Source organism: Halolamina rubra, assembly GCF_000739555.1.
GTDB classification, from domain to species: domain Archaea; phylum Halobacteriota; class Halobacteria; order Halobacteriales; family Haloferacaceae; genus Halolamina; species Halolamina rubra.
In genome coordinates, this window is record NZ_BBJN01000052.1 from 60705 (window position 1) to 87170 (window position 26466).

Annotated in this window: 27 protein-coding genes and 2 pseudogenes; 15 read left to right on the forward strand and 14 right to left on the reverse strand. The window is 71.2% G+C overall.

Features of this window, described 5'->3' with window-relative positions; all coding sequences use genetic code 11:
• Positions 1-13: 13 nt before the first annotated feature.
• On the forward strand, positions 14-760 hold the full coding sequence (locus ACP95_RS13405; protein ID WP_049981682.1) for a proteasome assembly chaperone family protein: 747 nt from the start codon (positions 14-16) through the stop codon (positions 758-760).
• An 11-nt stretch (positions 761-771) separates the two neighbouring features.
• Here the strand turns inward: ACP95_RS13405 and ACP95_RS13410 are convergent.
• Positions 772-1889 (reverse strand): annotated as a pseudogene (locus ACP95_RS13410) (pyridoxal phosphate-dependent aminotransferase).
• A 222-nt stretch (positions 1890-2111) separates the two neighbouring features.
• Here ACP95_RS13410 and ACP95_RS13415 point away from each other — a divergent pair.
• The 4 genes from ACP95_RS13415 (at position 2112) to ACP95_RS13435 (ending at position 6275) form a co-directional block, all read left to right on the forward strand.
• On the forward strand, positions 2112-3152 hold the full coding sequence (locus tag ACP95_RS13415; RefSeq protein WP_049981683.1) for an ABC transporter substrate-binding protein: 1041 nt from the start codon (positions 2112-2114) through the stop codon (positions 3150-3152).
• On the forward strand, positions 3149-3937 hold the full coding sequence (locus ACP95_RS13420) for an ABC transporter permease (protein WP_049981684.1): 789 nt from the start codon (positions 3149-3151) through the stop codon (positions 3935-3937). Before ACP95_RS13415 ends, ACP95_RS13420 begins: the two co-directional genes overlap by 4 nt.
• On the forward strand, positions 3934-4683 hold the full coding sequence (locus ACP95_RS13425) for an ABC transporter ATP-binding protein (protein WP_049981685.1): 750 nt from the start codon (positions 3934-3936) through the stop codon (positions 4681-4683). Before ACP95_RS13420 ends, ACP95_RS13425 begins: the two co-directional genes overlap by 4 nt.
• Before the next feature lie 236 nt (positions 4684-4919).
• Entirely contained in the window at positions 4920-6275 is a 1356-nt protein-coding gene (locus tag ACP95_RS13435) for a DEAD/DEAH box helicase family protein (RefSeq protein WP_049981687.1), read from the forward strand.
• Here the strand turns inward: ACP95_RS13435 and ACP95_RS13440 are convergent.
• Positions 6272-6676 (reverse strand): hypothetical protein, encoded by a 405-nt coding sequence (locus ACP95_RS13440; RefSeq protein WP_049981688.1) that lies wholly within the window; start codon positions 6674-6676, stop codon positions 6272-6274. The genes ACP95_RS13435 and ACP95_RS13440 overlap by 4 nt on opposite strands.
• 231 nt (positions 6677-6907) lie before the next feature.
• Here ACP95_RS13440 and ACP95_RS13445 point away from each other — a divergent pair, with 231 nt between their 5' ends.
• Positions 6908-8449 (forward strand): DUF790 family protein, encoded by a 1542-nt coding sequence (locus ACP95_RS13445; RefSeq protein WP_049981689.1) that lies wholly within the window; start codon positions 6908-6910, stop codon positions 8447-8449.
• Between the two features lie 3 nt (positions 8450-8452).
• Here the strand turns inward: ACP95_RS13445 and ACP95_RS13450 are convergent, their stop codons facing one another.
• From ACP95_RS13450 to cdd, 5 genes are read right to left on the reverse strand one after another with little or no spacing between them, the layout of a single operon-like run.
• Positions 8453-8986, reverse strand: a complete 534-nt coding sequence (locus ACP95_RS13450; RefSeq protein ID WP_049981690.1) for a DUF7122 family protein — start codon at positions 8984-8986, stop codon at positions 8453-8455.
• Positions 8983-9930 (reverse strand): RsmB/NOP family class I SAM-dependent RNA methyltransferase, encoded by a 948-nt coding sequence (locus tag ACP95_RS13455; protein WP_049981691.1) that lies wholly within the window; start codon positions 9928-9930, stop codon positions 8983-8985. The genes ACP95_RS13450 and ACP95_RS13455 overlap by 4 nt, the downstream gene beginning before the upstream one ends.
• Positions 9931-9973: 43 nt before the next feature.
• Positions 9974-10468, reverse strand: coding sequence for a hypothetical protein (locus ACP95_RS13460; RefSeq protein ID WP_049981692.1), 495 nt, complete (start codon positions 10466-10468; stop codon positions 9974-9976).
• A 36-nt stretch (positions 10469-10504) separates the two neighbouring features.
• Positions 10505-11089, reverse strand: coding sequence for a GNAT family N-acetyltransferase (locus tag ACP95_RS13465; RefSeq protein WP_049981693.1), 585 nt, complete (start codon positions 11087-11089; stop codon positions 10505-10507).
• 47 nt (positions 11090-11136) lie between these two features.
• Complete coding sequence (gene cdd, locus ACP95_RS13470) at positions 11137-11559, reverse strand: cytidine deaminase (RefSeq protein ID WP_049981694.1); 423 nt, start codon at positions 11557-11559, stop codon at positions 11137-11139.
• A 241-nt stretch (positions 11560-11800) separates the two neighbouring features.
• Between cdd and ACP95_RS13475 the strand changes: the two genes are divergently transcribed.
• Positions 11801-12031: a UPF0058 family protein gene (locus ACP95_RS13475; protein WP_049981695.1), complete on the forward strand. Its 231-nt coding sequence runs from the start codon at positions 11801-11803 to the stop codon at positions 12029-12031.
• Between the two features lie 337 nt (positions 12032-12368).
• On the opposite strand, the gene ACP95_RS13480 is transcribed toward ACP95_RS13475, so the two are convergent.
• The gene (locus tag ACP95_RS13480; RefSeq protein WP_049981696.1) at positions 12369-12821 is read right to left on the reverse strand and encodes a DUF555 domain-containing protein; all 453 of its coding nucleotides are present in this window, start codon (positions 12819-12821) and stop codon (positions 12369-12371) included.
• 79 nt (positions 12822-12900) lie between these two features.
• Between ACP95_RS13480 and ACP95_RS13485 the strand changes: the two genes are divergently transcribed.
• Entirely contained in the window at positions 12901-13353 is a 453-nt protein-coding gene (locus ACP95_RS13485) for a bifunctional nuclease family protein (protein WP_049981697.1), read from the forward strand.
• A gap of 83 nt (positions 13354-13436) precedes the next feature.
• Entirely contained in the window at positions 13437-13919 is a 483-nt protein-coding gene (locus ACP95_RS13490; RefSeq protein WP_049981698.1) for an acyl-CoA thioesterase, read from the forward strand.
• 10 nt (positions 13920-13929) lie between these two features.
• On the opposite strand, the gene ACP95_RS13495 is transcribed toward ACP95_RS13490, so the two are convergent.
• Positions 13930-14973, reverse strand: coding sequence for a S1C family serine protease (locus tag ACP95_RS13495; RefSeq protein WP_049981699.1), 1044 nt, complete (start codon positions 14971-14973; stop codon positions 13930-13932).
• 308 nt (positions 14974-15281) lie between these two features.
• Here ACP95_RS13495 and ACP95_RS13500 point away from each other — a divergent pair, with 308 nt between their 5' ends.
• The 5 genes and pseudogenes from ACP95_RS13500 (at position 15282) to ACP95_RS13520 (ending at position 20717) form a co-directional block, all read left to right on the forward strand.
• The gene (locus tag ACP95_RS13500; RefSeq protein ID WP_049981700.1) at positions 15282-15971 is read left to right on the forward strand and encodes a helix-turn-helix domain-containing protein; all 690 of its coding nucleotides are present in this window, start codon (positions 15282-15284) and stop codon (positions 15969-15971) included.
• A 135-nt stretch (positions 15972-16106) separates the two neighbouring features.
• A complete protein-coding gene (gene dph2 / locus ACP95_RS13505) occupies positions 16107-17153 on the forward strand; it encodes a diphthamide biosynthesis enzyme Dph2 (protein ID WP_049981701.1) in 1047 nt (348 codons plus the stop codon).
• A 73-nt stretch (positions 17154-17226) separates the two neighbouring features.
• Positions 17227-18396, forward strand: a complete 1170-nt coding sequence (locus ACP95_RS13510; RefSeq protein WP_049981702.1) for a M24 family metallopeptidase — start codon at positions 17227-17229, stop codon at positions 18394-18396.
• A gap of 44 nt (positions 18397-18440) precedes the next feature.
• The gene (locus ACP95_RS13515; protein WP_049981703.1) at positions 18441-19235 is read left to right on the forward strand and encodes a prephenate dehydrogenase/arogenate dehydrogenase family protein; all 795 of its coding nucleotides are present in this window, start codon (positions 18441-18443) and stop codon (positions 19233-19235) included.
• A pseudogene (locus tag ACP95_RS13520) lies at positions 19232-20717 on the forward strand (small ribosomal subunit Rsm22 family protein). The gene ACP95_RS13515 and the pseudogene ACP95_RS13520 overlap by 4 nt, the downstream one beginning before the upstream one ends.
• A 138-nt stretch (positions 20718-20855) precedes the next feature.
• Here the strand turns inward: ACP95_RS13520 and ACP95_RS13525 are convergent.
• Positions 20856-21416: a DUF1684 domain-containing protein gene (locus ACP95_RS13525; protein ID WP_049981704.1), complete on the reverse strand. Its 561-nt coding sequence runs from the start codon at positions 21414-21416 to the stop codon at positions 20856-20858.
• 126 nt (positions 21417-21542) lie between these two features.
• Between ACP95_RS13525 and ACP95_RS13530 the strand changes: the two genes are divergently transcribed.
• Positions 21543-22757 carry a metal-dependent hydrolase family protein gene (locus ACP95_RS13530; RefSeq protein WP_049981705.1) on the forward strand — a complete coding sequence of 405 codons (1215 nt, stop codon included), beginning with the start codon at positions 21543-21545 and terminating at the stop codon, positions 22755-22757.
• 8 nt (positions 22758-22765) lie between these two features.
• Here ACP95_RS13530 and ACP95_RS13535 read toward each other — a convergent pair whose 3' ends face one another.
• The 4 genes from ACP95_RS13535 to ACP95_RS13550 form a co-directional block, all read right to left on the reverse strand.
• Positions 22766-23689 (reverse strand): DMT family transporter, encoded by a 924-nt coding sequence (locus tag ACP95_RS13535; protein WP_049981706.1) that lies wholly within the window; start codon positions 23687-23689, stop codon positions 22766-22768.
• 114 nt (positions 23690-23803) lie between these two features.
• Positions 23804-24295, reverse strand: a complete 492-nt coding sequence (locus ACP95_RS13540) for a CBS domain-containing protein (RefSeq protein ID WP_049981707.1) — start codon at positions 24293-24295, stop codon at positions 23804-23806.
• Positions 24296-24463: 168 nt separating this feature from the next.
• Entirely contained in the window at positions 24464-25990 is a 1527-nt protein-coding gene (locus tag ACP95_RS13545; RefSeq protein WP_049981708.1) for an oligopeptide/dipeptide ABC transporter ATP-binding protein, read from the reverse strand.
• Positions 25983-26466 (reverse strand): ABC transporter ATP-binding protein (locus ACP95_RS13550; RefSeq protein WP_161782070.1); only part of this gene is annotated, 484 nt, incomplete at its 5' end. The genes ACP95_RS13545 and ACP95_RS13550, both read right to left, overlap by 8 nt.

A 26466-nucleotide genomic window follows, 5' to 3' on the forward strand; every position in this document is an offset into this window, starting at 1 on the left:
CGACTACGCAGCCATGGTCGAGATACGCGTGACCGACGACTCGGTCGACCCGACGGGCGCGACGCTGATCGAGGGGATGCCGGGCGTCGGCCTGGTCGGCAAGATCGCCACCGATCACGTGATCGAGAGCAGCGAGATGACGGAGTTCGCCAGCGTGCGCGGCGACGGCATCCCGCCGGTCACGGTGTTCGACGGCGACGAGCGCGACGTGCACTCCCCGATCCGGCTGTACGCCGACGACGACGCCGACCTGATCGCGCTGCGCAGCGACGTGCCGGTCCACGTGATGGACGCGCCGCTGTTCACCGAACGAATCACCGAGTGGATCGTCGACCACGACGTGCTCCCGATCTACCTCGGCGGACTCCCCGCGGAGCGCGGCGCCGACGAGGTGCCGTCGATCGAGGGGATCGGCGTCGGCGCCGGACGGGACCGCCTCGACGAGGCGTCGGTCGCGCCGCCCGACGACGGCGGGATGATCTCCGGCCCGCCCGGGGCGCTGCTCTCGGAGGCCGCCGACGGCGACGTCGACGCCGTGGGGCTGATGGTCGACACCGACCCGCGGTTCCCCGACCCGCAGGGCGCCCACGCGCTGATCGAGCAGGGGATCAACCCCGTCGCCGGCGCCGCGGTCGAGACGGAGCGACTGCTCGATCAGGCCGAGGAGATCATGGAGCGTCGCAAGGAGCTGGCCAAACAGATGCAGCAGGCCGACCAGCACAAGTCCTCGCAGGTGTCCCGGACCGGAATGTACCAGTAACGGCGGCGCAGCTACTGAACCGCCGCGTACGCCTCGCCCATTATCTCCAGCGCCTCCTCCAGTTCCTCCGTCGCCGTCGCGTAGGAGAGCCGGGCGTACCCCTCGCCGGCGTCGCCGAACGCCTCGCCCGGGACGACGACGACGCCGCGCTCGATACACTCATCGACGAACCCCTCTGGCACCTCGGGCATCGCGTAGAACGCCCCCTCCGGCGTGGGCACGTCGAGGCCGATGTCTCGGAGGCCGTCGACGACCAGATCCCGGCGCTGTTCGAACGTGTCGACCATCTCCGTCACTACGTCCTGCGGTCCGGAGAGCGCGGCCGCGGCAGCGTACTGCGCCGGCGCCGACGCGCAGGCCTGCACGTACTGGTGGACCCGCAGCATCCGCTCGACGCGCTCGGGCGCGGCCGCGACCCAGCCCAGCCGCCAGCCCGTCATCGAGTACGTCTTCGAGCAGGCGTCGACGACGACCGTCTGCTCGGGCGCGAACTCGGCGGGCGAGCGGTGCTCGCCGTCGAACACGATCCGGCCGTACACCTCGTCGGAGACGCAGAGCAGGTCGTGCTCGCGGGCGATGCGGGCGAACGCCTCCACGTCCGCGAGCGGCGACACCGCGCCGGTGGGATTACCCGGGCTGTTGACGATAAAGGCGGCCGTGTCCTCGGTGATCGCGTCCTCGATCGCCGCGGGGTCGATCGTGAGGTCGTCCCGGACCGGCACCGGCACCGGTTCGGCGCCGGTCAGCTTCGTCAGCGCGTCGTACGCCACGAACCCTGGGTCGGGGATGATCACCTCGTCGCCGGCGCCGACGTGGGCCTCCAGCGCGATGTGGAGCGCCTCGCTCCCGCCGGCGGTGGCGATCACCTGCCCGGGGTCGTACTCGAGGCCGAGGTCGCGCTCGTGCTTCTCGACGATCGCCTCGCGGAGTTCGGGGATCCCCTTGTTGCCGGTGTAGGCGTCGGTCTTCCCCGCCTCGATGGCGTCGACGGCGCCTGTCGGGCGTGATCGGGCGTCGGGAAGTCGGGCTGGCCGAGGCCGAGGTTGATGGCGTCCTCGCCGGCGGCCTCGAACACTTCCCGGATCCCGGAGATGCTGATGCGCTCCACGCGGTCGGAGAACTGGGGCATACCCACGGCGTCGGCGGCGAGTGCGTTAATGGTTCCTCTCCGGGGGAGTCAGAACCGGCAGCAATCGCCGATTTCACCGACGGCGGGATTCCGCGGTGATCGGCGCCAGGGCGACTCCGCGCGGCGCTCCGTGGCCGTACCGCGGGGCCGGGGCGTCGTCGACGCGCCGAGGTTCTCGCCGCCGGCGGCGGCGAGTTAAGCCGAGCGCCACAACCGGGCGTAATGAGCGATCGACACCGCAGTTTCTCGCGGCGCGACGCGCTGAAAGCGACCGGTGCGGCGGCGACGTTCGGCCTGGCCGGCTGCCTCGGCGGCAGCGGCGGCGCCGACGACCTGACCGTGGCGTACATGCCGATCTACCCGGACATGCAGTACTTCGTGATGCAGGAGGAGGGGTACCTCGACGAGCTGTCCGTCGGCGTCGACGCCAAGGAGTTCTCGAGCGGCCCCGACATCGTGCAGGCGTACGCCTCCGGCGAGATCGACGTGGCGATGTTCGGCATCGTGCCCGCGATGATCGTGATCGACCGCGGGATCGCCGCCCAGGTCGTCGCCGCCAACATTCAGGAGCCGATGGGGATCCTCGCTCACGAGGAGTTCGCGGCGATCTGGGAACCCGAGAACCCCGCCGACTCCTTCGCGCAGTGGGCCGACGAGAAGGGCCGCCCATTCGAGTTCGGCACGTTCCCCGAGGGCTCGGTGCCGGACATCCTGCTGCGCTACTGGCTCTCGGACGAGCTCGGGATCGACCCGGCGAGCAACGAGCACGTCGAGGTGACGGGGCTGGGCGGCGCGAACGCGGTGTTCCAGGGGCTCGCCAACGGCGAGGTCGACGGCACGTCGATCATGGAGCCGGTGCCGACGAAGATCGAGGCGGAGGGGCTCGCCTACGAGTTCCTCGCCACCGCCGGCGAGTTCATGCCCGGCCAGCCCGCGGCGGTGACGCTGATGAGCGACGAGGTGCGGAGCGCCGACGCCGGCGCCGAGTTCGTCCGCCAGCACCGGCGGGCGACCGAGTTCGTCCGAGCCAACCGTGACACCGCCGCCGAGCACGCGAGCAGCGTCGTCGGCGAGTCCTCGCTGGCGCCCGAGACGGCGAAGCGGGCGATGGACTCCCCCCTGTCGAACTTCGTCACCGACCCCCACGTAATCGAGGACGGCACCGAGGTGTTCGCCGAGTACGCCGCCGACCTCGGCAAGACGGACGCGGAGCTGGGGATCGACCGGGTGTTCGACTACTCCCTCTACGACAGCCTCGAATGAGCACGAGCCTCGAGCCTGATTTCGGGACCGAGTTCGGCGGCGACCTCGACCGTCGACGCCTCCTGCTGGGCGCGGGTGGCGTCCTCGGGTTCCTCCTCGTCTGGGCGGTCGCCGCCCGGTTCAACCCGCCGTACGTCCTCCCCTCGCCCGGGGCCGTCGCCGCGGTGTTCCTCGCCGAACTCCGGTCGGGCGCGATGGCGGCCGCGCTGCTCGCGAGCGTCACCCACTGGCTCCCGGGCACCGTCGTCGGCACCGCGCTGGGGATCGCCCTCGGCGTGACGATGGCGTACAGCGACCTCGCGGACGACCTCGCGACCCCCATCGTGCGGGTGCTCCGCCCGGTGCCGCCGCTCGCGCTGATCGGGTTCGCGATCGCGTGGATCGGGCTCAACCACACCGGCGCCGCGTTCATCATCGCCGCGGGCGCGTTCTGGATCAACTACTACGCGGCCTACGGCGGCGTCGACGGCGTCCCCGACGAGTTCCTCGACGTGGCGAAGTCGCTGGGCGTCGACACCGACCTCGGGCTGATCCGGAACGTGGTGCTCCCGGCGGCGCTCCCGGAGATCATCACGGGGATCCGGACCGGGATCGGCCGGTGCTGGATGCTGATCATCGCGGCCGAACTGATGGGCGTCCCCGGCGTCGGCCGGGAGCTGTACACCGCCTCCCAGAACCTCTCGGTCGACGCCGTGCTCGCGTACATCCTGCTGATGAGCCTCGTCTACCTCGTGCTCGACACCGGCGTCGGCGCGGTCCAGAACCGGGTGTTGGCGTGGCAATGAGCGGGGACGATCGCGTCGTCGTCGACGGCGTCTCGAAGCGCTACGGCGGCGAGGACGCGGTGCAGGCGCTCGACGGCGTCGAGTTCGGCGTCGACGACGGGGAGTTCGTCTGCGTCGTCGGCCCCTCGGGCTGCGGGAAGACCACGCTGTTCCGGATCATCGGGGGGCTGGAGTCGGCCACCGCCGGCGAGGTCCGGCTCTCCGGAACTCCCGTCACGGAGCCCTCGCCGGACCTCGGGATCGTGTTCCAGGAGTACCACCTGTTCCCGTGGCGGCGCGTCCGGGAGAACGTCGCGTTCGGCCTCGAACAGCAGGATGTCGGCGCCGAGGCGCGCGAAGAGCGCGTCGACGCGATGCTCGACCTCGTCGGGCTCGGGGACGCCGCCGACAGCTACCCCACGGCGCTCTCCGGCGGGATGAAACAGCGCGTCGGCATCGCCCGCGCGCTCGCGGTCGACCCCGAGATCCTGCTGATGGACGAGCCGTTCGGCAGCGTCGACGCCCAGACGCGCTCGATGCTTCACGAGGAGCTGCTGTCGATCTGGAGGGAGACGGGCAAGACGGTGCTGTTCGTCACCCACGACGTCGACGAGGCGGTGACGCTCGCCGACCGGATCGTCGTGATGGGCGCCGACCCCGGGCACGTCCGGGAGATCGTCGACGTGGGTCTCGACCGCCCGCGCGATCGGACCGACGAGGCGTTCGCCGAGCAGGTGGCGTACGTCCGCGGGCTGATCAGCGAGTAGCGCTACTCTTCGACTTCCTCCCGCAGCGCCTCGATCTGCGTCTCCAGCTGGGAGAGCGCCACGTCGGCGTTCATGTACCCCTGCTCGTACTCGCTGTACACCGTGTCGGCGGCGTCGAGGAACTCCGAGACGCCGCGTCGGCGTCGTCGCTCATACCCGGCGCTACCGGCGCCGCGCGGGTAAACCGTTCGGAGCGGCCCCGAAATCCACAAGCGCCGCGGCGGCCAACGCAGCGTGTGACGCTCACGCTCCGCTTCGAGGACGGGACGGTCAGGGTCGTGAGCGACGGCGAGGAGCTGTCCGCGCTCGCGGAGGGGATCGACTGTCTCGAACGCGACGACCGGAGCGGTGGGTACCGGACCCCGGCTTACCGCTACGCCGACCTGCGCGGGGCGCTCGACGACCGCGGCGTCGACTACCGCGACCGCGTGCTTGACACCGAACCGCTCGCGCTGTCGACGCGCTACCAGCTCCGGGAGTACCAGCAGGAAGCCCTGGACGCCTGGCACGCGGCGGGCGACCGCGGCGTCGTCGAACTGCCGACGGGCGCGGGGAAGACCGTGCTCGCTATCGCCGCGATGGCGGAGCTGGGAGTCCCGACGCTGGTGGTCGTGCCGACGGTCGATCTGCTCGACCAGTGGCGCCGCGAGCTCGAGGCGGAGTTCGACCGACCGATCGGCCAGTTCGGCGGCGGCGAGCAGCGCCGGGAGGCGATCACCGTCTCCACGTACGACTCGGCGTACCTGAAAGCCGACGACGTGGGCGGCGAGTTCGGGTTCGTCGTCTTTGACGAGGTCCACCACCTCGGCGGCGAGGGGTACCGCGAGATCGCCCGCCTGCTCCCGGCGCCGGCCCGGCTCGGGCTGACCGCGACGTTCGAGCGCCCCGACGGCGCCCACGAGGCGATCGTCGACCTCGTCGGCCCCCGCGTGTACAGCCTCGACCCCGACGACCTCGCCGGCGAACACCTCGCCGACTACGAGATCCGCCGGATAGAGGTCGACCTGACCGACGAGGAGCGCGAGGCGTACGACGACGCCCAGTCGACGTTCGTCGACTACCTGAAGCGCTCGGGGATCTCGATGAACCGGGGGAGCGACTACCAGGAGCTCGTGAAGCGGTCGGGGCGAGACCCCGAGGCCCGCGAGGCGCTGCTGGCCAAGCAGCGTGCCCGGCGGATCGTCCGCGAGGCGGAGGGGAAAGTCGACGAGCTCGGCCGGCTGCTGGACCGCCACCGCGAGGATCGCGTGATCGTGTTCACCGCGAGCACGGATCTCGTGTACCGGCTCTCGGAGCGGTACCTCCTGCCGGCGATCACCAACGAGACCGGCGCCGTCGAGCGCCGCGAGATCCTCGACCGCTTCCGCTCCGGCGAGTACTCCCGCGTCGTCACCGCGAACGTGCTCAACGAGGGCGTCGACGTGCCCGACGCGAACGTCGCGGTCCTGCTCGCGGGCTCCGGGAGCGAGCGGGAGTTCACCCAGCGCCTGGGGCGGATCCTGCGGCCGAACGCGGACGGGTCGCGGGCGCTGCTCTACGAGGTCGTGAGCGAGGCGACCGCCGAGGAGCGCGTCGCCGAGCGCCGCCGCTAGAGCTGGCCCGCCCAGCCGTAGGAGAGCCCGCCGCCGTCCCGCCACGTCTCGTACGACACGTCGAAGACGAGTCGCACCTCCGCCTCGGCGCCGGCCTCGACGGAGACCTCCCGGCTGGTCTCGTACTCGGCCGTCCCGTCGTCGGTCTCGACGGTCGCTCTCGCGACGAGCGTGTCGCTCCGCGTTCCGTCGGCGGTGTTCTCGACGGTGATCACGAGCACGAGGGCCCCCTCCTCGCCCTCGCGTGGGATCCCGTCGACGATCCGGAGGCGCCGCGGCTCCTCGATCGGCCCGCCGCCGGCGGGCGTCGCCGGGGGGTTCCGCGGTCCCGAGCCGCCGCTGGCGCCGACACAGCCACCGAGCCCGACCGCGCTCAGCGCGAGGAACTGGCGTCGCTGCACGGACGAGCCTGTGTCGGGAGGGACAATCAGCGTTCCCCTGTGGAACACGCCGGCGTGGCTGGCCCCGTACGAACAGGCGGCGATGTCGCTCCGCGGGGGGTTCGCCGCGCTCCCGCCTCGGCCGCCCCGCGGCCCTACTCAGCGGACGTGGGGGCTGGTCCCGTCCTCCTACTTGAACTCCGGGGCGGTCACCGCCGTCGGCGTTTTACGCTGGCGCCGCCAACTCGACCCGTGCTGCGGAAGGAACACCTCCGGGTGTCGCGGGCCGGCGGGGGGTACAGCCCCCAGTTCACCGACGAGGACGACCGCGAGCTGGCCGCGAGCCTGCTGGGCACGTTCCAGGGGCACGTCGGCGAACGCCGGGCGCGTCTCCGGGAGGCACTCGAGGCGGCCGAGCGCGAGGCCGACTCGTTCAAGCTGGTCCGCGGACTGGCGGCGCTGTTGGAGCGCGACGCGACGTTCGAGACCCGCGCCGCGGTGCCGCCGCGTCGGACCCGACGGGTAGCCTTCGAGAGCGCCGAATCCGTCGGCGTCGCCGGCGACGGCGAGCGCGCGGAGGCGCTCTCGCTGGCCGCCGACCGGCTCGGCGTCGACGCCGCGACCGTCGAGCGGTCGCTGTACGCCGACCGCGAGGAGAACCAGGTGCTGGCGTCGTTCGAGCCGCGCTGGGACCCCGAGACGCTGCTGGCACAGTACGACCTCTCGCTGGCCCAGACCGCGCTGTTCGACGCGACCGAGGTCCGCGTGCGGGGTTCCGAGCCCGCGGCCCTGGTGAGCGCCGTGAAGCGACTCGGCCTGATGTACGAGGTCCGCCAGAGCGACGAGGGACGGGAGCTGGTCGTCACCGGTCCGGAGTCGCTGTTCCGGGCGACGCGGCGCTACGGCAGTTCCTTCGCCCGCCTCCTCCGATCGGTCGCGAAAACCGACGACTGGCGGCTCGTCGCGACGATTGACGACCGCGGCCGCGAGCGGACGATGACGCTGACCGACGCCGACGTGTCGGTGCCGGGCGTCGACCCGGTCGCGGAACCGACGTACGACTCGACGGTCGAGGCGGAGTTCGCGGCCGCCTTCGAGAGCCTCGATACGGACTGGGAGCTCGTGCGCGAGCCCGAGCCGCTGGCGACCGGCACTCGCGTGATGATCCCAGACTTCGCGTTCGACTACGCGCCCGCCGGCGCCGACGTGGGGTCGGTCGCCGACCGGTTCCGGGTGTACTTCGAGATCATGGGGTTCTGGACGCCGGAGTACGTCGAGAAGAAGCTCTCGCAGTTGGCGACCGTCGAGGACGTGGCGCTGCTCGTCGCCGTCGACGAGTCGCTGGCCGCGAGCGAGGCGATCGAGGCCCGCGACCACCGCGCGATCCCCTACTCGGGCTCGGTCCGCGTGAAGGACGTCGTCGACGCCCTCCGGGAGTTCGAGGCGGAGTTGGTCGCCGACGCTGCGGGCTCGCTGCCCGCGGCGCTAGTCCCCGACGCCGACGCGGTGGCGCTGGCGGACGTGGCCGCCGAGCACGGCGTGAGCGTCGACGCCGTCGAGGGGAAGTCGTTCCCCGAGCACCGGCTCGTCGGGCGGACGCTCGTCCGGCCCGCGGTGCTCGACGCCGCGGGCGAGAGGATCGAAGACGGGATGGAGCTCGCCGAAGCGGAGGCCGTGCTCGCCGACCACGGCCTCACCGACGCCTCGGCGGCGCTCTCGGCGCTGGGGTACCGCGTCGAGTGGGAGGGGCTCAGCGGCGGGACCGTCCGGGAGAAAGCGGAGGAGGCGGAGTAGCAGTCAGTCCAGCACCGCGAGCTCCTCCTGGTACCCCTTCGGCACTCGCGACCGGAGCTCGCCGTGGAGGTAGAGGCCGACGCCGATCGGTTCGCGCTCGCCCGCGAGCTCGTGAGCGGCGATCAGGTAGCCCCAGTCGCCGTCCCAGCGGTCGAGCTGCTGGTCGTGGCCGGCCGCAAAGGCCGCGGCCTCACCGGGTTCGAGCTCGATCACGTTTTTGGTCGCCTCGCGGGCGAAGCGCTTCACGCCGGTGGTGGTCGGCTTCCAGTGCTCCTGGCGCGTCCGGAGCACGGTGATCCCCAGCCCCTCGGCCCGTACTGGCGAGGGGAGGTCGGCGCTGAACGCCCAGATCTTCCCCGATCCCTTCTCCCAGAAGGTGACGCTCTCGAACGTCTCGGGGCCGACGCCGAAGCGCTCCTGCCACCAGTCGACGACCTCCTCGCGGGAGGCTCGTCCCTCGACTTCGCGGTCGGCGGGCGTCGCGGGCAGGCGGTCGAACCGCTGGCCGTCGTTCTGACCGAGGTCGGACTCCGTCATGCGCCCACCTCCTCGGTCGCGTCGTCGCCCGCGTCTGCGCCCCCGACGCGGAGTTTCGCGACGAAGAACCCGCCCGTGTCGTTCTGGTGAGGGTAGACGCGGTGGGCCTTCTTCAGCGACTCGTCGAACTGCTCGTCTTCCCACTCTGTGACGCCGGGGGCGGTTTCCAGCGGCGCGTCCCACTCCGCCATCTCGGCGTCGGTCGTCTCGATCGCGTGGTCGACGACGGCCTCGTTCTCCTCGGGCGCGAACGTGCAGGTGGAGTAGACCACCTCGCCGCCGGGGCGGGTCAGCTCGATCGCGCGCCGGAGGATCCCCTTCTGGATCCCGACGAGGCTCTCGACGTGGCCCAGCGACCAGTTCTCCAGCACGTCGGGGTTCTTCCGACAGGTGCCCTCACACGAGCAGGGCACGTCCGCGACCGCGCCGTCGAGGGCGTCGACGCCAAGCGAGTCGAGCGAGAAGTTCCGGGCGTCCTCGTTCGTGACGACGAGGTTGCTCACGCCGAGTCGCTCGGCGTTGTGCCGCAGCGCCGAGAGCCGGCCCAGGTTGTTGTCGTTGCCGATCAGCACGCCCGAGTCGTCCATCAGGTCCGCGAGGTGGCAGGTCTTGCTCCCCGGCGCGGCGCAGGCGTCCCAGACCCGGTCGCCGGGGTCGGGGTCGAGCGCGAGCGCCGGCAGCGCGGAGACCTCCTCCTGGCCGTGGAGCCAGCCGTGGACGTACGGCCACGTCGTGCCGGGCGAGCCGTCGGGCAGGCGGAGCAGCCGGTCGTTCCAGCCCACCGGCTCGTAGCTGACGCCTTCCTCGTCGAGCGCGCGGCGGGTGCGCTCGGGCGTGACCCGGAGTTCGTTCACCCGGACCACCGAGGGGAGCCGTCGGTCGCAGGCGTCGCGGAACGCCCCGGCGTCGTCGACGAGGCGCTCGTAGCGGTCGAGCGGGTTCATACCGGGGATGGCCGGCCGCGGCGCTTGTCGGTTTCGGAGCGGCCTAGGCGCCGACGCCGTCGAGGACCGGCTCGCCGCGGGCCAGCCGCCAGAGCACCGTCCCCACGGCCACCACCGCGGTGAGCACGACGCCGACGGCCGACCCGGCGACGGCGCCGAACCACAGGAACGCGTGCGTGCCGGTGACGACCCGCGGGAGCGAGTCGGGGAGCAGCCAGCCGAACGCCGTCACCAGCGCGACCGCGGTGACGAACGCCGCGGTCGCCGCGGCCGCGCGGACGACGGCCGGGCTGTCCGCCAGCGGGCCGAACCGGAGCCGACCGCTCCCGGCCGGGAGCGCGTAGCCGACCTGTGCGACGAGTGCGCCGACGGACTGGACGAGCAGGACGTAGACGACGGCGAACCCCGTCGGCACGCCGTCGCTGTTCGGCGGTGGCTCCGGGATGGTCGCGCCGACGTAGACGCCGTAGCCGAAAACGAGGACGCCGACGGTCAGCAGCGCGACGCGGAGGGGTCCGAGATAGCGTTTCGGGGACACGCTCGGAGGTCGGCGGGAGCCCGTATAGGCTTTCTGTCAGTTCCCGGTGTCGTACTTGTACGTCGCCTCGTCGGCGTCGATGCCGAAGTCCTCGGCGGTCTCCTCGGGCTCTGCGGGCTCCGAACCGCCCTTCTCGGCCTCCTTGAACCGCTGGCGGAGCGCCGCGGGCATCTCGAAGGCGCCGGTGTCGACGGCGACGACGACCACGTCCTCGCCGACGGTTTCGCGTTTCTGCTCCAGTCGGTCGGCGATCACCGGCGGGCGCTCCTCGGCGTCGACCGACTCGAAGCCGAACTGTCGGAGGTAGTCGTCGCTGTCGGTGATCGAGTACACCGTCTCGAACCCCTCGTCGGCCGCGAGGTCGATCAGTCGCTCGACCACGTGGGCGCCGACGCCCTGGCCGCGCCAGCCGTCGACGACGCCGATCCCCGTGAGCTCGCAGACCTCGCCGTCATCGGTCTTGTGGATGCGGTAGCGGCCGAAGCCGGCGCGCTCGTTCGTGCTCTCGTCGACCGCGATCACGTAGTCCCGCGAGCGGAACGCCACGCTGTCGAGCCCCATCTCCTCGATCCGGTCGAGCAACCACGCCTCGTCCCGGTTCCGGGCGTCGCGGACGTACATGGGCGACCGTACGGCCCCGGGGGGCAAAGGACTGTCGCGGCCCCGGGTTACGCGTCGTCGGGGTCGATGCCGAGCATCCCCGGCGTGATCGTGTCGGGGATGAGCTCGCCGAGCGTGTACTCGTTGTACTCGCCGTCGCCCGTGTCGCAGTACACCGGCACGTCGTCGTCGCCGAACTCCGCGAGCGTCTGCCGGCACATCCCGCAGGGGGTGACGCCGTCGCGCTCGGCGGAGGTGACCGCCACCGCGGCGATCGAGCGGTGGCCCGCCCGGACCGCGCTCCCGACGGCGACCTCCTCGGCGTGGAGCGCGTTGCTGTAGTTGGCGTTCTCGACGTTGCAGCCGGTGAACACCTCGCCGTCGGCGGTCAGCACGGCGGCGCCGACGCGGTACTCCGAGTACGGCACGTAGGCGGCGTCGAGCGCCTCGCGGGCCCGCTCGATCAGCGCCGCCACGTCGGTAGGCTCCATACGCGTTGCTCCGAGTGCACCGACTTGAAACGACTGGAACATCTCCTCGCGCGGACGCGATCCGGGCTGTGTCGCGGGAGGGCGTCGGCGTCGTCCCGCCGGCGCCGACGACGGCGGCGGATCGTGTCGCCGAATTTAGTGATTCCGCCGATTTCGGTCAATCCAGCCGGTGTATCGCCATTGCTTGGTAACTATTCACAAAGTAACCCTATAACCCTCCAGCCGGTAGGTGAGCACGGACATGAAGAAGCAGGAGCTCATCCACCTCCACGGCCTTCTCTCCGAAGTACGGGCCGAGTACGAGGACACGGATACGCCGGAGATCGACCTGAGCGACTACCGGGAGTTCGGGGTGCAGCCGACCTCGATCCACCGCTCGAAAACCGACCACAAACGCGCCGTCTTCGAACTCGTTCACGGGCTGACCGACTCTATCGACGCCGAGGAAGCGGTCACGCCGACTGCCGACTGATCTGCGGACCCGACTCCGTCTGAACCGACCAGTTCCCGAGCGGCCGCGCCGGACTGACTGCTCTCTGTTCCGTACCGACCTCGCGGCACGGAGGCCGCGACGGGGCGCGCGCCGTATTCGGTCACACACGACCGCGGCGGTCAGCACCGACCTCGCGGCACGGAGGCCGCGAGAGGGTGCTCGCCGCATTCGGTCACACACGACCGCGGCATTCAGTGCCGGCGTCGCGGCACGGAGGCCGCGAGAGGGTGCTCGCCGTATTCGGTCACACACGACCGCGGCGTTCAGCACCGATCTCGCGGCACGGAGGCCGCGACGGGGTGCTCGCCGCGGTCGGTCATTCTCGATGCCGTTCGACCATCTCCTCGAACTCCGGGAGCAGGGTCTCCTCGTCGGCGTCGTCGTCGCCGTCCTCTGCCCCCGCCGTCTCCGCTTCCGCCGACTCGGACGCCGCCTCGTCGATCGGCGTACACGAGACGCGCTCCAGCGGGATCCCCTCCAGCCGGCGGCCGATCTCCGAGCGGGCGATCGTGACGGCGTGGTCGGCGTCCTCCACGTCGTACACCGTCATCGCGAGTTCGAGCGCGACCATCCCCTCGCCGGCGGCGACGGTCGCCGGCGGGAGCTCGGCGCCGCGGGGCGACCGCCGGCTCCGGGGCTCGATGTCGACGTAGGAGAGCTCCGGGTTGAGCGACTCGCCGACCTTCGAGATCGCCGCCCCCACGGCCGCCTCCGGCGTCGCCACGTCGTAAACCGGCACCGCAGCCTCGAGCACGACTCGACAGTCCATCACCGTCGGTTGGCGCGCCGCGGGGATGAACGTTCGCCCCCGCGACAGCTATTTGCCGGTTCGAACGAATCAGTGCTGTATGGGTCACGTCGCCGAACTCACAGGAATCGCCACGGGTGACACCCCCTCGGGCGAGGCGGTGCCGGCCGCGCTGCTGCGCGCGCGGGGTGAGTACCTCCCGGTGTTCGTCACCGACGATCAGGCCGACGCGATCCAGCGGGGGCTGACGGGTGACTCCTTCGAGCGCCCGCTGACCCACGACCTGCTCGTCGACATGGTTGCGGAGTTCGGCGGCGCCTTCGACCGCGTGCGGATCGACGACCTGCGGGAGGGGACGTTCTACGCCAAGATCGACGCCCAGCGCTACGAGGCGGGCGAGGCCGAACCGCTCACGTTCGACGCCCGCCCCAGCGACGCCGTGGCGATCGCGGTCCGGGCGGACTGCCCGATCGAGATCGCCGACAGCGTGCTCGACGCCGCGGGCCGCAGCGGCGAGGAGCTCGGCGTCGACGGCGTCGGCGACGGCGAGTAGCCGGGGCACTGCCGGCGCGTGGCCGGCGGCGCGATCGGCGCGTGACCGGCGGGTTTGAGTGGCCGCCCGTCCGAGCGTGTTGCATGACCGAGACGGCGACGCTCGCGGAGTCCTACACCGAGATGACCGAACTCCTCCTGCCGAACGACACCAACAACCTCGGGCGAGCGCTGGGGGGCGCCGTCCTCCACTGGATGGACATCTGCGGCGCCATCGCGGGGATGCGCTTCGCGAACACGCAAGTGGTGACGGCGTCGATGGACCACGTCGACTTCATCTCGCCCATCGATCTCGGCGAGGTCGCGGTGGTGCAGGCGTACGTGTTCAACACCGGCCGCACGAGCGTCGACGTGAAAGTCGACGTGCGCGCCGAGGACCCCCGCGAGGGCGAGGAGCGCAAGACGACGGCCTCGTTCTTCACGTTCGTCGCGCTCGACGAGGAGGGGACGCCGACCGAGGTGCCCGACCTGGAGTGCCCGACCGAGGAGGAGGAAGCGCTGCGGCAGGAGGCCATCGAGGGGCGGAAACAACAGTTCGAGGATCTCGTCGAGCGGATGGAGGAGTAGTCGCCGCCGGCTACCGGGGATCGGGCCGCGTCCCCAGCGTCACGTCGACCGTCTGGCGCTCGCCGTCGCGGATCACCGTCACCGAGATCGTGTCGCCGGGGCTGGTCTCCAGCGCGAGATACGTACCGAGCTGGCCGGTCGTGTCGACCCGGGTGCCGTCGAGCGCGACGATCACGTCGCCGCCCGTCGGTTGGGGCGACCCCTCGACGGTCACCGACTCGGTGCCGCCCCGCAGGACGCCGTCGGCGGGGCTGCCGGTCGGCACCGCCGCGACGTAGACGCCGCGGGCCGACTCCAGATCGTTCGCCTCCGCGAGCAGCGGCGTCACCGGGAGGATCCGGACGCCGAGGTATGAGTGCTCGAAGCTCCCCGTCTCGACCAGCGCGGGGATCACGCGCTCGGTCAGCGCGGCGCTGATCGCGAACCCGATGTTCTCGGCGCCGGCCTGCGTGATCACGCCCGCGACCTCGCCGTCGAGCGTGAGGAGCGGGCCGCCGCTGTTGCCGGGGTTGACCGCGGCGTCGGTCTGGACCGCGCCGGAGATCGTGAAGTTCCGCACCGAGGAGATGGTGCGGTTCACGCCCGACACCACCCCGGAGGTGAGCGACCCCTCCAGCCCCAGCGGCGCGCCGACGGCGGCGACCTGTGTGCCGACTTCCGGCTGTTCGTCGAGCAGCGGGAGCCCGCCGGCGCCGTTCGGCGGGTCGACCGACAGCGCCGCGAGATCGCTGTAGGGGTCGGTCCCCAGGATCTCGACCTCCACCCAGTCGCCGTCGGCGAACTGCGCGCGAACCGTCTCCGCGCCGGCGACGACGTGGTCGTTGGTGACCAACACGCCGTCGTCGTACAGCCAGCCGGAGCCCTCCGCGAGCACGCCGATGCTGTCGTACACGCGCAGCCGGACGACCGAGGGCGAGACCGACTCGTAGAGGTCGACGTACGGCTCGTCGCCGGCGCCGACGGCGCCCGAGCCGCTCTGGGGGGCCGTACAGCCCGCAAGCGAGGCGATCCCGGCGCCGGCCGCGGCCAGGAACCGCCGCCGTGTTCCGTCCATGTCCGTCGTTGGGTAGTCCCGCGAATAAATGACCGGGTGGTCCCTAACTGCTTAGGCTGTCAGTTGAGGTAGGTAGGGTCGTTACGTGAGGACGGAGGTACTACCTCCGAGCGAGAGCGTGCTACCGTGACCGGTTCACCCGAAGCGACCACCGGTCGGTCGTGGCCCGCCCAGCCACGACCGACACCGGCCTCACCGGGGTCGAGCGGTTCGGCGCCATCCGACCGCTACGCGGAAGGGACTCCCGGTGGAGACCGCTTTCCGTTGTCGCCGAGGGAGTTTTCACAGCGTAACCTGTATGGGTGAGTATGTCACTGCGCACGTCCACGGGGGACTCCGGGCCGGTCGTCGAGCTCGAGTTCGGCTTCGACGACCCCGAGTACCCGTTCGTGGGCGCCTCCGCTGCCGCCGGCTGCCGGGTCGAGCTGGAGGAGATGGTCCCGCGTGGCGACGGCGCGTACGCGGAGTTCTACAGCGTCCGCGGCGCCGCGCCGTCGGCGATCGAGCCGCTGGCGCGCGAGCATCCGGCGGTGTCGGCGACGGTGATCGAGCGCTACGACGACGGCGGCCTGATGGAGTTCGTGGTCGGCGGCAACTGCCCCGCCGTCGGCCTCGCGGAGCTGGGCGCACTCCCCCGGTCGGTCGTCGGCGACGACGGCGAGGGACAGATCGTCGCGGAGCTCCCGGCGGCGTACGACGCCGAGGAGGTGGTGTCGACGTTCCAGTCGGAGTACGGCGGCGAACTGCTCGCCAAACGCGAACGGGAGTCGTTCACGCCGCTGTTCAGCCAGCGCGAGCTCGATCAGGCGCTCGATCGGCGCCTGACCGACCGCCAGCGCGAGATTCTGGAGGCCGCCTTCGAGGCGGGCTACTACGCCTGGCCCCGCGAGACCAGCGGCGCGGCGCTGGCCGAGGAGCTGGGGATCAGCCAGCCGACGCTGTCGGAGCACCTGACGACCGCCGAGCGCAAGCTGCTCTCGCTGGTGTTCGACGGGTAGCCGCGCCGCGGCCCGCATCGACGGCGGCGGGCGTCGACGCCCGCGGCGGTCCACTCCGTCAGCGACCGTGTGCCCCGGACGCACGCGACTGACGGAAGCGCCGGGATTATCCGTCCCGGCCGGGTAGCACGCGTAATGAGTCAGGACGCCGCCGGCGACGCCACGACCGAGGGGGACCTCCGGAACACGGGGATGTCCCTGAAGCACGACCGGGAGTGGGACTACGAGCTCGACCGCATCATCGAGGAGATCGAGGAGAAGGACGCGAAGAAAGTCGGCCTCCAGTTCCCCGAGGGGCTCAAGCGCCGTGGCCCCGCGGTCGCCGACGACCTGCGGGAGCTGGCGCCCGACGACGTGACGTTCATGCTGTCGGGGCAGCCCTGCTACGGCGCCTGCGACCTCGACACGTACCTGATGCGCCGGACGGACGTGTTCGTCCACTTCGGCCACTCGCCGATGAAGAACTCCGAGAAGATCATCTACGTGCCGCTGTTCTCCAACGTCGACCCGTTCCCGATGATGGAGGAGGCGCTTGAGGAGCTGCCCGAGGACGACGTGGGGCTGGTGACGACGGCCCAGCACATGAACCTCTTCGGCGAGATGAAGGAGTGGCTGGAGGACGAGGGGTACGAGGTCCACACCCGGAAGGGCGACGACCGGCTGACCCACGAGGGGCAGGTGCTCGGCTGCAACTACGCCTCCGCGGACATCGACGCCGACCAGGTACTGTACGTCGGCGGCGGGAAGTTCCACCCGCTCGGGCTGGCGATGGAGCACCCCGACAAGAAGGTCGTCATCTGCGACCCCGTGAACAACGTCGTCACCGTCGCGGACACGGAGAAGTTCATGAAGCAGCGCTACGGCGCGGTCCACCGCGCGATGGACGCCGAGAAGTGGGGCGTCATCTTCTGTACGAAGATCGGCCAGGGCCGCTGGGAGATGGCCGAGAAGATCGTCGACGAGAACGAGAACGCCTACCTGATCACGATGGACGAGGTCACCCCGGACCGCCTGCGCAACTTCGACATGGACGCGTTCGTCAACACCGGCTGTCCGCGGATTACGACGGACGACGGCCCGCAGTTCCACAAGCCGATGCTGACGCCGGGGGAGTACGAGATCGCGATCGGCAACGAGCCCCTGGACTCGCTCGAGTTCGACACGTTCCACGGCACCTGGTGAGCGAACGGTTCGCCACACCGCGGAACTGACCGCGACGACAACGCCTTTGCCTCCGCCGGCCGCCATCCCGGCCATGGACATCGACACCAGCTCGCTCGACGAGTACCTCGACGCCGAGGGGCTCGACGGTTACGCGGTGTACGCCGACGGCGACGACTCCACGCAGCGCTACCTCTCCGGCTTCGACGCGCCGGACCCCTTCTTCACCGTCTACACGCCCGCGGGGACGACGCTCCTGACCTCGGGACTGGAGTACGGCCGCGCCTCGGAGGAGGCCCGCGGCGCCGTCGACCGCACCTCAGACTACGACTACCAGCAACTCCGCGAGGAGTACGACTCCGGCGTCGCCCGGGCGAAGCTGCAGGCGGCGTTCCTCGACGCCCACGACGTCGACGCGATCGCGGTTCCCGAAACGTTCCCCGTCGGCGCCGCCGACGGCCTGCGCGAGGAGGGCGTCGCGCTCGCGGTCGACAGCGAGGGCGTCGTCGACGACATCCGCGCCGTGAAGACCGACGCGGAGATCGAGCACGTCCGGGAGGCCACCGTCGCCAACGAGGCGTCGATGCGGGCCTGCGAGGAGCTGCTCGCCGCCGCCGAGGTCCGCAACGGCACGCTGTACTACGAGGACGAACCGCTCACGAGCGAGCGCGTCGCGACCGAGATCGAGGTCACGCTGTTGGAGCACGGCTGCGCGCTGGACGAGACGATCGTCGCCTGCGGCGTCGACGCCGCCGACCCCCACGACCGCGGGAGCGGCCCCCTCGAAGCCGGCCAGCCGATCATCGTCGACATCTTCCCCCGGAACAAGGCGACCGGCTACCACTCCGACATGACCCGCACCTTCGTGAAGGGCGAGGCCAGCGGTACGGTTCGGGAGTGGTACGAACTGACACAAGAAGCGAAGGAGGCGGCCTTCGACGCACTCGAACCGGGCGCCACCGGCGCCGACGTGCACGCCGCCGCCTGCGAGGTGTACGAGGACGCCGGCTACCCGACGCTCCGGCAGGACCCCGCGACGGAGACGGGGTTCATCCACAGCACGGGCCACGGGATCGGCCTCGACGTGCACGAGGCGCCGTCGCTGTCGCCCCGCGGCGAGGAGCTGGAAGCCGGCCAGATCGTGACGATCGAGCCAGGGCTGTACGACCCCGACCACGGCGGCGTGCGGATCGAGGACATCGCGGTCGTCACCGAGGACGGCTACGAGAACTTCACCGACTACCCCGAGTCGCTCGAACTGTAGCGAGAACCGACCCCTTTTCCCTCGACGACGCCCTCGATCCGGTAATGACGCTCTGTATCGTCGGCGCCGGCGCGATGGGGCGCTGGGTCGCCGAAACCGTCGCGGCCGCGCCCGCGTTCGACGCCGACCTCGCGTTCGCCGACACCGACGGGGGCGCCGCCGCGGACGCCGCCGCCGCGTTCGACGCCGCCGCGACCGTCCCGCTCGCCGACGGCACCCCCGAGGACGACCGCACGTTCGAGACAGTCTGCCTCGCGGTCCCGATCCCGGCCGTCGAGGACGCCGTCGCCGCCTGGGCGCCCCACGCCGAGGCGGCGATGCTCGATCTCTCGGGCGTGATGGCCGGCCCCGTCGCGGCCATGCGCGAGCAGCTGCCCGACCGCGAGCGCGCGAGCCTCCACCCGCTGTTCGCCCCCCAGCGCGCCCCGGGCAACGTCGCCCTCGTCGCCGACGCGGTGGGCCCGACGCTGACCCCACTACTGGACGCGCTGCGGGACGCCGGCAACGAGCTGTTCGAGACGACGCCCGAGGAGCACGACGACGCGATGCGGACGGTCCAGGCCAAGAGCCACGCCGCCGTGCTCGCGTGGGCGCTGGCCGGCGACGACGTGCGCGAGGAGTTCCACACGCCGGTCTCCGCGGGGCTGGCCGACATCGCGGCGACCGTCACCGAGGGCGACGCGCGGGTGTACGCCGACATCCAGGACGCGTTCGGCGGCGCCGACGCGGTCGCCGAGGCCGCGCGGGCGGTCGCCGACGCCGACGGGGAGGCGTTCGCCGACCTGTACGCCGAGGCGGGCGCGAGCGCCGACGCGCTCTCGACGGAGGGGGAGCGATGAGCGTCGACCGCGACCGCCTCCGGGACACCGTCAACTACCTCCGGGAGGTCCGGCCGATCGACCCCGGCGAGATCCAGGAGTACTTCGACGACGCCCCCCACCCCGCGGTGGTCAGGCAGGAGCTGCGCGCGGCGGCGTTCGAGTTCGACCTCCTCGAGCGCGAGGACGGCACGTTCGTCCCCGCCAGCGGCGCGCCCGTCGACCCGCCGGGCTGGTCGCCCGACACGCTCCCGGACCGCTACGAGCGCGTCGTCGTCGATCGGCTCGTCGAGCGGTTCGGCCTCGACTGGGCCGACGGCGACTCCGGCGACGAGCTCCGTGCGGCGATCCGCCGGCTGAAGGCGGACTACTACCACGGCAACCCCGTCGAGTACGACGAGACCGCGGCGCTGGGGTACGCGATCTACCACCTGCCGGACTACTACGCCGCGATGGGGTACGTGCTGGACGACCTCGCCGAGAACCGCGACCTCCCGCGCACGCTGCGGGTGCTCGACGTGGGCGCGGGCGTGGGCGGCCCGGCGCTGGCGCTGATCGACTACCTGCACGAAGCTGTCGGCGACGACGGCGACCCGCCGCTGATCGAGTACCACGCGCTGGAGCCCTCGCCCGCCGCGGACCTGCTGGAGGCCCTGCTCGACGAGACGCCGCGGAACGTCCACGCGACGGTCCACCGCGAGACGGCCGAGGCGTTCGACCCCGACTCGGTCGGCGAGATCGACCTGCTCTCGTTCTGTAACGTGCTCTCGGAGCTGGACGACCCGGCGGCGACCGCCGAGCGCTACCTCGGTTCGGTCGCCGACGACGGGACGATGCTCGCGATGGCGCCCGCGGACCTGGAGACGGCGACGGGGCTGCGCGAGGTCGAGCGCGCGCTCGCCCGTCCGGACTCGGGGCCGTCGGTGTACTCGCCGACGCTGCGGCTCTGGCCCGGCGAGGCGCCGTCGGACCGCGGCTGGTCGTTCGACGTGCGGCCCGAGATCGAGGCGCCGCGGATGCAGCGCCGACTGGACGAGGGCGACCGCGGCGCCGACGGCGGCGGCGAGGGGAACGAGCCCGGCACGTTCCTGAAAACGTCGGTGCAGTTCGCATACGCGCTGCTCCGGCCGGACGGGAAGCGCCGCGTCGACGTGCGGGCGTCCGCGGAGCGCCACGCGAAGGGCGCGGAGATGGACCGCCACGTGAGCAACCGGATCGACCTGCTGACGGTGAAGCTGAGTCCGGACCTGAGTCGACAGGGCGAGCGCCAGCGGGAGTACGGGAGCGACCCGAACCCGGTGTTCAAGATCGGCGACGGCAGCGAGCAGGTCGAGCAGTACGCCGTGCTCACCCAGCACACGGAGCTGAACCGCGCGCTGGGGGGAGGCGCCCTACGGCGCCGTCCTGTCGATGGAGAACGCGCTCGTGCTCTGGAACGACGACGAGGCGGCGTACAACCTCGTCGTCGACGGGGAGACGGTCGTGGACCTCGTCGCTCCGTAACGACGCCACGGCTCGCGACCAGCGATCGACGCCCGTCGATCGCACGGAGCCGACGCCGTGGGGGTGTGAACGACGCCACGGCGCGCGAGCTACCGCGACCGCAGGGTCGCGGTCACTGAGCTCACGCCGTGGCGGTGTCTACGCCAGTTCCGGCGCCTTCTCGCCGGCGGGCACCACCACTTCCAGCCAGTTCTCTTCGGGCGGGACCGGGCAGGCGAACGTCTCGCTGAACGCACAGAACGGCGAGTACGCGAGGTTGAAGTCGATCGTGACGGTGTCGCCCGTCTCGAGTTCTCCATCGGGCTCCAGCTCCATGTACCGGCCCCCGGCGTAGCTCTGCTGCCCCGTGGTCTTGTCCCGGAACGGGACGAACAGCGGGTCGTCTTCGGCGGTCTCCTGGCGGTAGGCGTGGAGTTCGCAGTCCTCACCCCGGAGTTCGAACGCGAACGTGGCGACCCGGAGGTAGCGCGCCGGCGGGCCGTCGGTGGTCTCCATCTCGACCGGTTCGGGCTCCTCGTGGACGGTCACCTCGGCGTCGACCCGGAACGCCGGGTCGGGCTCGAAGTAGTCGAGGCCGTCGAACTCCTCGCGGTGCTCCGGCGGGATCGGCGACTGCGGATGCTCTGCGAAGAAGTCGTCTTTCTCCTCGCGGTTCCGTCTGAGTGCTGCTTCCCACTCCGACGACTCGGGATCGCTCATGTGTTCGGTTCGGTGCGCGACGGCATGAGTCCGGCGCTCCCGGGAGCCGGCTGTCGGCCGTCGATTCGCTCCCCTCCCCTGCCGCGAAGCGAACCACTATCAGACGCCACTCGTTAGCACGACCCGATGAAGGCTATCGACTGTGGCACGCTCGTCGACGGCACCGGCAAGGACCCGATAGACGACGCCCGAATCCTCGTCGAGGACGGCCGCGTCGTCGAGGTCGGGCCCGCCGAGGCCGTCGACGCGCCCGACGACGCCGAGCACGTCGACCACTCCGGCGAGACCGTGATCCCGGGACTGATCGACGCCCACCTCCACCTGAAGGGGACGCGCTCCATGGACCCGTTCGACTGGGTGCGGGAGTCGAGCGAGCTCAACACCGCCCGCGCGACCGCCGACGCGCGGACGCTGCTGGAGTCGGGCTTTACCGCCATCCGGGACGTGGGCAGCGACGCCGGGATCCCCGTCCGGGACGCCATCGACGACGGCACGATCCCGGGGCCGCGGGTGTTCACCAGCGGCCGGAGCTTCTCCCAGACCGCGGGCCACGGGGACGCCCACTACCTCCCCTACGAGTGGGCGACCAGCCGCGACGCCGGCGGCGACGGTATCGTCGACGGCGCCGACGAGTGCCGGAAGGGCGCCCGCAAGCGCATCCGCGAGGGCGCCGACCTCATCAAGATCATGACCACCGGCGGCGTGCTGAGCGAGAAGGACAGCCCCACCCAGAGCCAGTTCACCGACGAGGAGATCCAAGCGTTCACCGAGGAGGCCCACCGCGTCGGTATCCCCGTGGCCTCACACGCGCAGGGGGCGCCGGGGATCAAGTCCGCGCTCCGGAACGGCGTCGACACCATCGAGCACGGGTTCTACATCGACCAGGAGTGTCTCGACCTGTTCGAGGAGACCGGCGCGACGTTCGTCCCGACGCTCGCGATCATGCACCGACTCGTCGAGCGCGGCGACGAGTTCGGCGTGCCGGAGTACGGCCTCCGGAAGGCCCGCAACGCCAGCGAGGCACACTTCGAGGCCACCCGCCGGGCCTACGAGGCGGGCATCCCCATCGCGCTCGGGACGGACTTCCTCGGCCCCGACCCGATGGGCCACGGCGAGAACGCGCTCGAAGCGGAGCTGTTCGTCGACGAGGTCGGCATGAGCGAGCACGAGGCCATCGTCGCCGGGACGGGCACGGCCGCTGAGACCGTCCCCGCAGAGGACATCGGCACGCTGACGGTGGGGAACCACGCGGACGTCGTCGCGTTCGAGGAGTCGCCGCTCTCGGACATCACGAACCTCTACGAGCCGTCGGCGGTGTACAAGGGCGGCGAGCGCGTCTGAGCGGCGCCCTATCCGAGGACGCCCGTCCGATCCAGCTCGTGGGCGATCTCCCGGCGTTTCAGCAGCGAGAAGCCGACGAGTATCAGCAGGAACCCCGCGACCGTCTCGACTGTCACCAGCTCGCCGAGCACCAGCCAGCCCGACAGCGCCGCGAACACCGGCGCGACGTAGGAGACGAGGTTGATCTCGATGGCGCCCAGTCGGTCCAGCAGGTCGAAGTAGATCAGGAACCCCAGCGCGCTGGCGAGGATCGAGAGGTAGCCCAGACTCGCGACGATGGTGACGTTCCAGGCCACGGCGCCCAGCGCCTCGCCCAGCCCGAGGCTGACGACGTGCATCAGCAGACCGCCCAACAGCATCGACCAGGCCTCCATCCCCTCGATCGAGAGGTCGCTGTCGATCCAGCGAGTCAGCACGCTCCCCAGCGCGAACGCCGTCGCGGCGGCGACGATGAGCAGCTTCGCGCCCATCCCGCCCGCGAGCAGGTTCGCGGGATCGGGGTTCGCGATCACGACGGCGCCGACGAGGCCGAGGAACAGCCCCGCGAGGCCGATCGGTTCGAGGCGCTCCTGGGGGACGAACACCCTGGCGAACCCCGTCGTCAGGATCGGGCTCAGGCTGACCAGCACCGACGCCGAGGCGCTGGTGACGGCGTCGTCGGCCTCGCCGACGAACAGGAACGCGTGGTAGGCCGCGATCATCAGCACCGCGCCGACCGCGACTTCGGCCCACTGCGTTCGCCCGCGGGGCAGGGGGTCGTCGAGCGCCCACCACGCGTAGCCGAGCATCAGCACGCCCGCGATCTCGTAGCGAACCGCGGCGAACAGCACGGGCGGGAAGCCGGCGTCGAGGCCGGCCTTGATCGCCATGAACGCCGAGCCCCAGACCGCAGCGAGAACGAGAAAGAGCGCGAGGTTCCGGTAGCGAGTCACACCACCGACTCAGCGGAGGGGGGCGCTTAGGCCCTCCGTTCGACGGGCGGGCTGCCGGGTTCGGGGCGTCGACGGCCGCCTCTTCAGGCCGGTTCGGTGCCGCGCACGCCAGCCTCAGGCCGCGCCCGCGGCGCCGCGCTCCCGCTTGAGCCCGCGCAGCAGGTCCTGCCGGGTGATGATGCCGACCAGTTCCTCGTTGTCGAGCACGGGGACGCGGTTGATGTCCCGTTCGGGGTTCGCCAGCACGTCGAGCAGTTCGTCCAGCGTCGCGTCGGCGTCGACGGTCACGGGGTCGGCGGTCATCACCGAGCTGATCGGGTCGTCGGCGTGGGCGGCGATGTCCACGTCGTCGCCCGGCAGGTCGAACGCGTACGTCAGGGTGTCGACGATCGGCGGGATCCCGATCGGGATCCAGAGCACGCGGTCCTCGACCTCGAACAGGTCGACGAGGTCGCCCTCCGTGACGACGCCGACGACGCGGTCGTCCTCGTCGACGACGGGGAAGCCGCTGTAGTCCACGTCGGCCAGCCGTGCGAGCACCTCGCCCACCTCGTCGTCGGGCGACACGGTCTCCACGTCGGTCGTCATCACGTCGGATGCGTTCATACCCGAACCGTGGGGCGGGGGCTACGTCAACGTTGCTGCATAAGTGAGAGGCGGCGACGGTCAGCCGCCGGTCTGTGACTGAAAGGCGGCGACGGTCAGCCGCCGGTCTGTGACTGAGAGGCGGCGACGGTCAGCCGCCGACTTGTTGTCCAAAAAGAGGCTGCCGGCTCAGTCGTGGAGGTGGCAGGCCACGACTTCGCCGTCGGCGCCGGGGGTGTCGTCCGGCGGCGTGGTCTCACACACCGTCTCGAAGCGGTCCCGCAGCGTCTCCGCCGCGGTGTCGAACTCGCCGTCGGCGACGGCCTCGAGCGCCTCGTCGACGACGCCGGCGTTCTCGCCGGCGATCCCCGGCACCGCCTCCTTCCGGTAGGCTGCGGGTTCGGCCTCCCTGACCTCGGCGGGGTCGAGGTTCTCGGCCTCGATCTCCTCGCGGAGGTCCATCACCGCGCGGAACGCCTCCTGGTCGATCTCGACGTCGTCGGGCGGGATCACCTCCGGACAGCGCGTCCGGAACCGACAGCCCGACGGCGGGTTCCGCGGCGACGGCACGTCGCCGGCCAGCGTCGCCACGCGGCGACCCTGTTCGCCGACCTCCGCCCGCGGGACGCTCTCGAGCAGCGCCTCCGTGTAGGGGTGGTCGGGGTTCTCGAAGATCTCGTCGGTCGGGCCCAGCTCGGCGACCTTGCCGAGGTACATCACCGCCACGCGGTCGCAGATGTGCCGGACGACCGAGAGGTCGTGGGCGATGAACAGGTACGTCAGCCCGAACTCGTCCTGCAGGTCGTCGAGCAGGTTCAGCACCTGCGCCTGCACGGACACGTCCAGCGCTGAGACTGGTTCGTCGAGCACGATGAACTCGGGGTCGAGCGCGAGCGCACGGGCGATGCCGACGCGCTGGCGCTGCCCGCCCGAGAACTCGTGGGGGTAGCGATCCACCTGATCGGCCGAGAGCCCCACCCGTTCGAGCAGGTCGCCCGCACGCTTCTTCCGGATCGCGTTCTCGCCCCCGGTGACGCTGACCTCGACGTGGAGGTCGGTGTCGCGGTCCTCGACGGTCGCGCCGAGCAGCCCCTCGTGGCTGTCGACGCTCGCTTCGTACCGCGTCTCGTCGTCCTCGTCAGTACGCTTCCGGACGCTCACCGACACGCGGGCGACGCCGTCCTCGGCGTCGACGACGCGGTCGAGGTCCTCGGCGACCGACACCTCGACGGTGCGGTCGATGCCGTCGCCGACGGTGAGCTCCGCGGCGGTCGCGACCGTCGGGTCCGACTCCGGCAGCCCGTGGATCCGCATCCCCTCGGCGACGATGGCGCCGACGGTCATCCGCGGGTCGAGGCTGGAGAACGGGTCCTGGAACACGATCTGGGCGCGACGGCGGAACGAGGACATCGACTCGTCGTCGAGGTCGAACACGTTCTCGCCGTCGAACGCGACCGTGCCGTCGGTCGCCTCCCGCAGGCGGAGCAGCGTCTCGCCGGTCGTGGACTTCCCACAGCCGGACTCGCCGACGAGCCCGAGGGTCTCGCCCTCGCGCACGTCGAAGCTGACGCCGTCGACCGCTTTCACGCTGGTCGCGTCCCGACCGAGGACGCGGTCGAGCAGGCCGCCGCCGTCCTGGTAGTACTTCCGGAGGTTCCGCACCTCCACGAGCGCGTCGTCGCCGGCCGACTCGCGCTCCGGGGCGGCCTCAGTCATCCGAAATCACCCCCTGTTTCGCGGCGCTGCCGAGCGCCTCCGACTCGTCGTACTCGCGGTCGGCGAGCACACAGCGCACGAGGTGGTCGGCGTCGTCGGTCGCCGCCGGCGCCTCGCGCTCCTCGATGTTCGTGAGGCAGGACTCCATCGCCTTCGGGCAGCGGTCCGCGAAGTAGCACTTCTCGCCCATCTCCGCGTCGAGCAGGCTGGGGACGTTCCCCTCGATGGGCGAGAGTCGCGGCGCGGGGTCCTCGAGGTCGGGAATCGATCCCAGCAGCCCCTCGGTGTAGGGGTGGACCGGGTTCTCGAACACGTCCTCGAGCGAGCCGCGTTCGACGACCTCGCCGGCGTACATCACGCCGACGCGCTGGCACATCCGCGCGATGACGCCGAGGTTGTGCGTGATCAGCACCACGCTCATGTCCTCCTCCTCCTGCAGGTCCCGCAGGAGGTTCAGGATCTGGGCCTGGATCGTC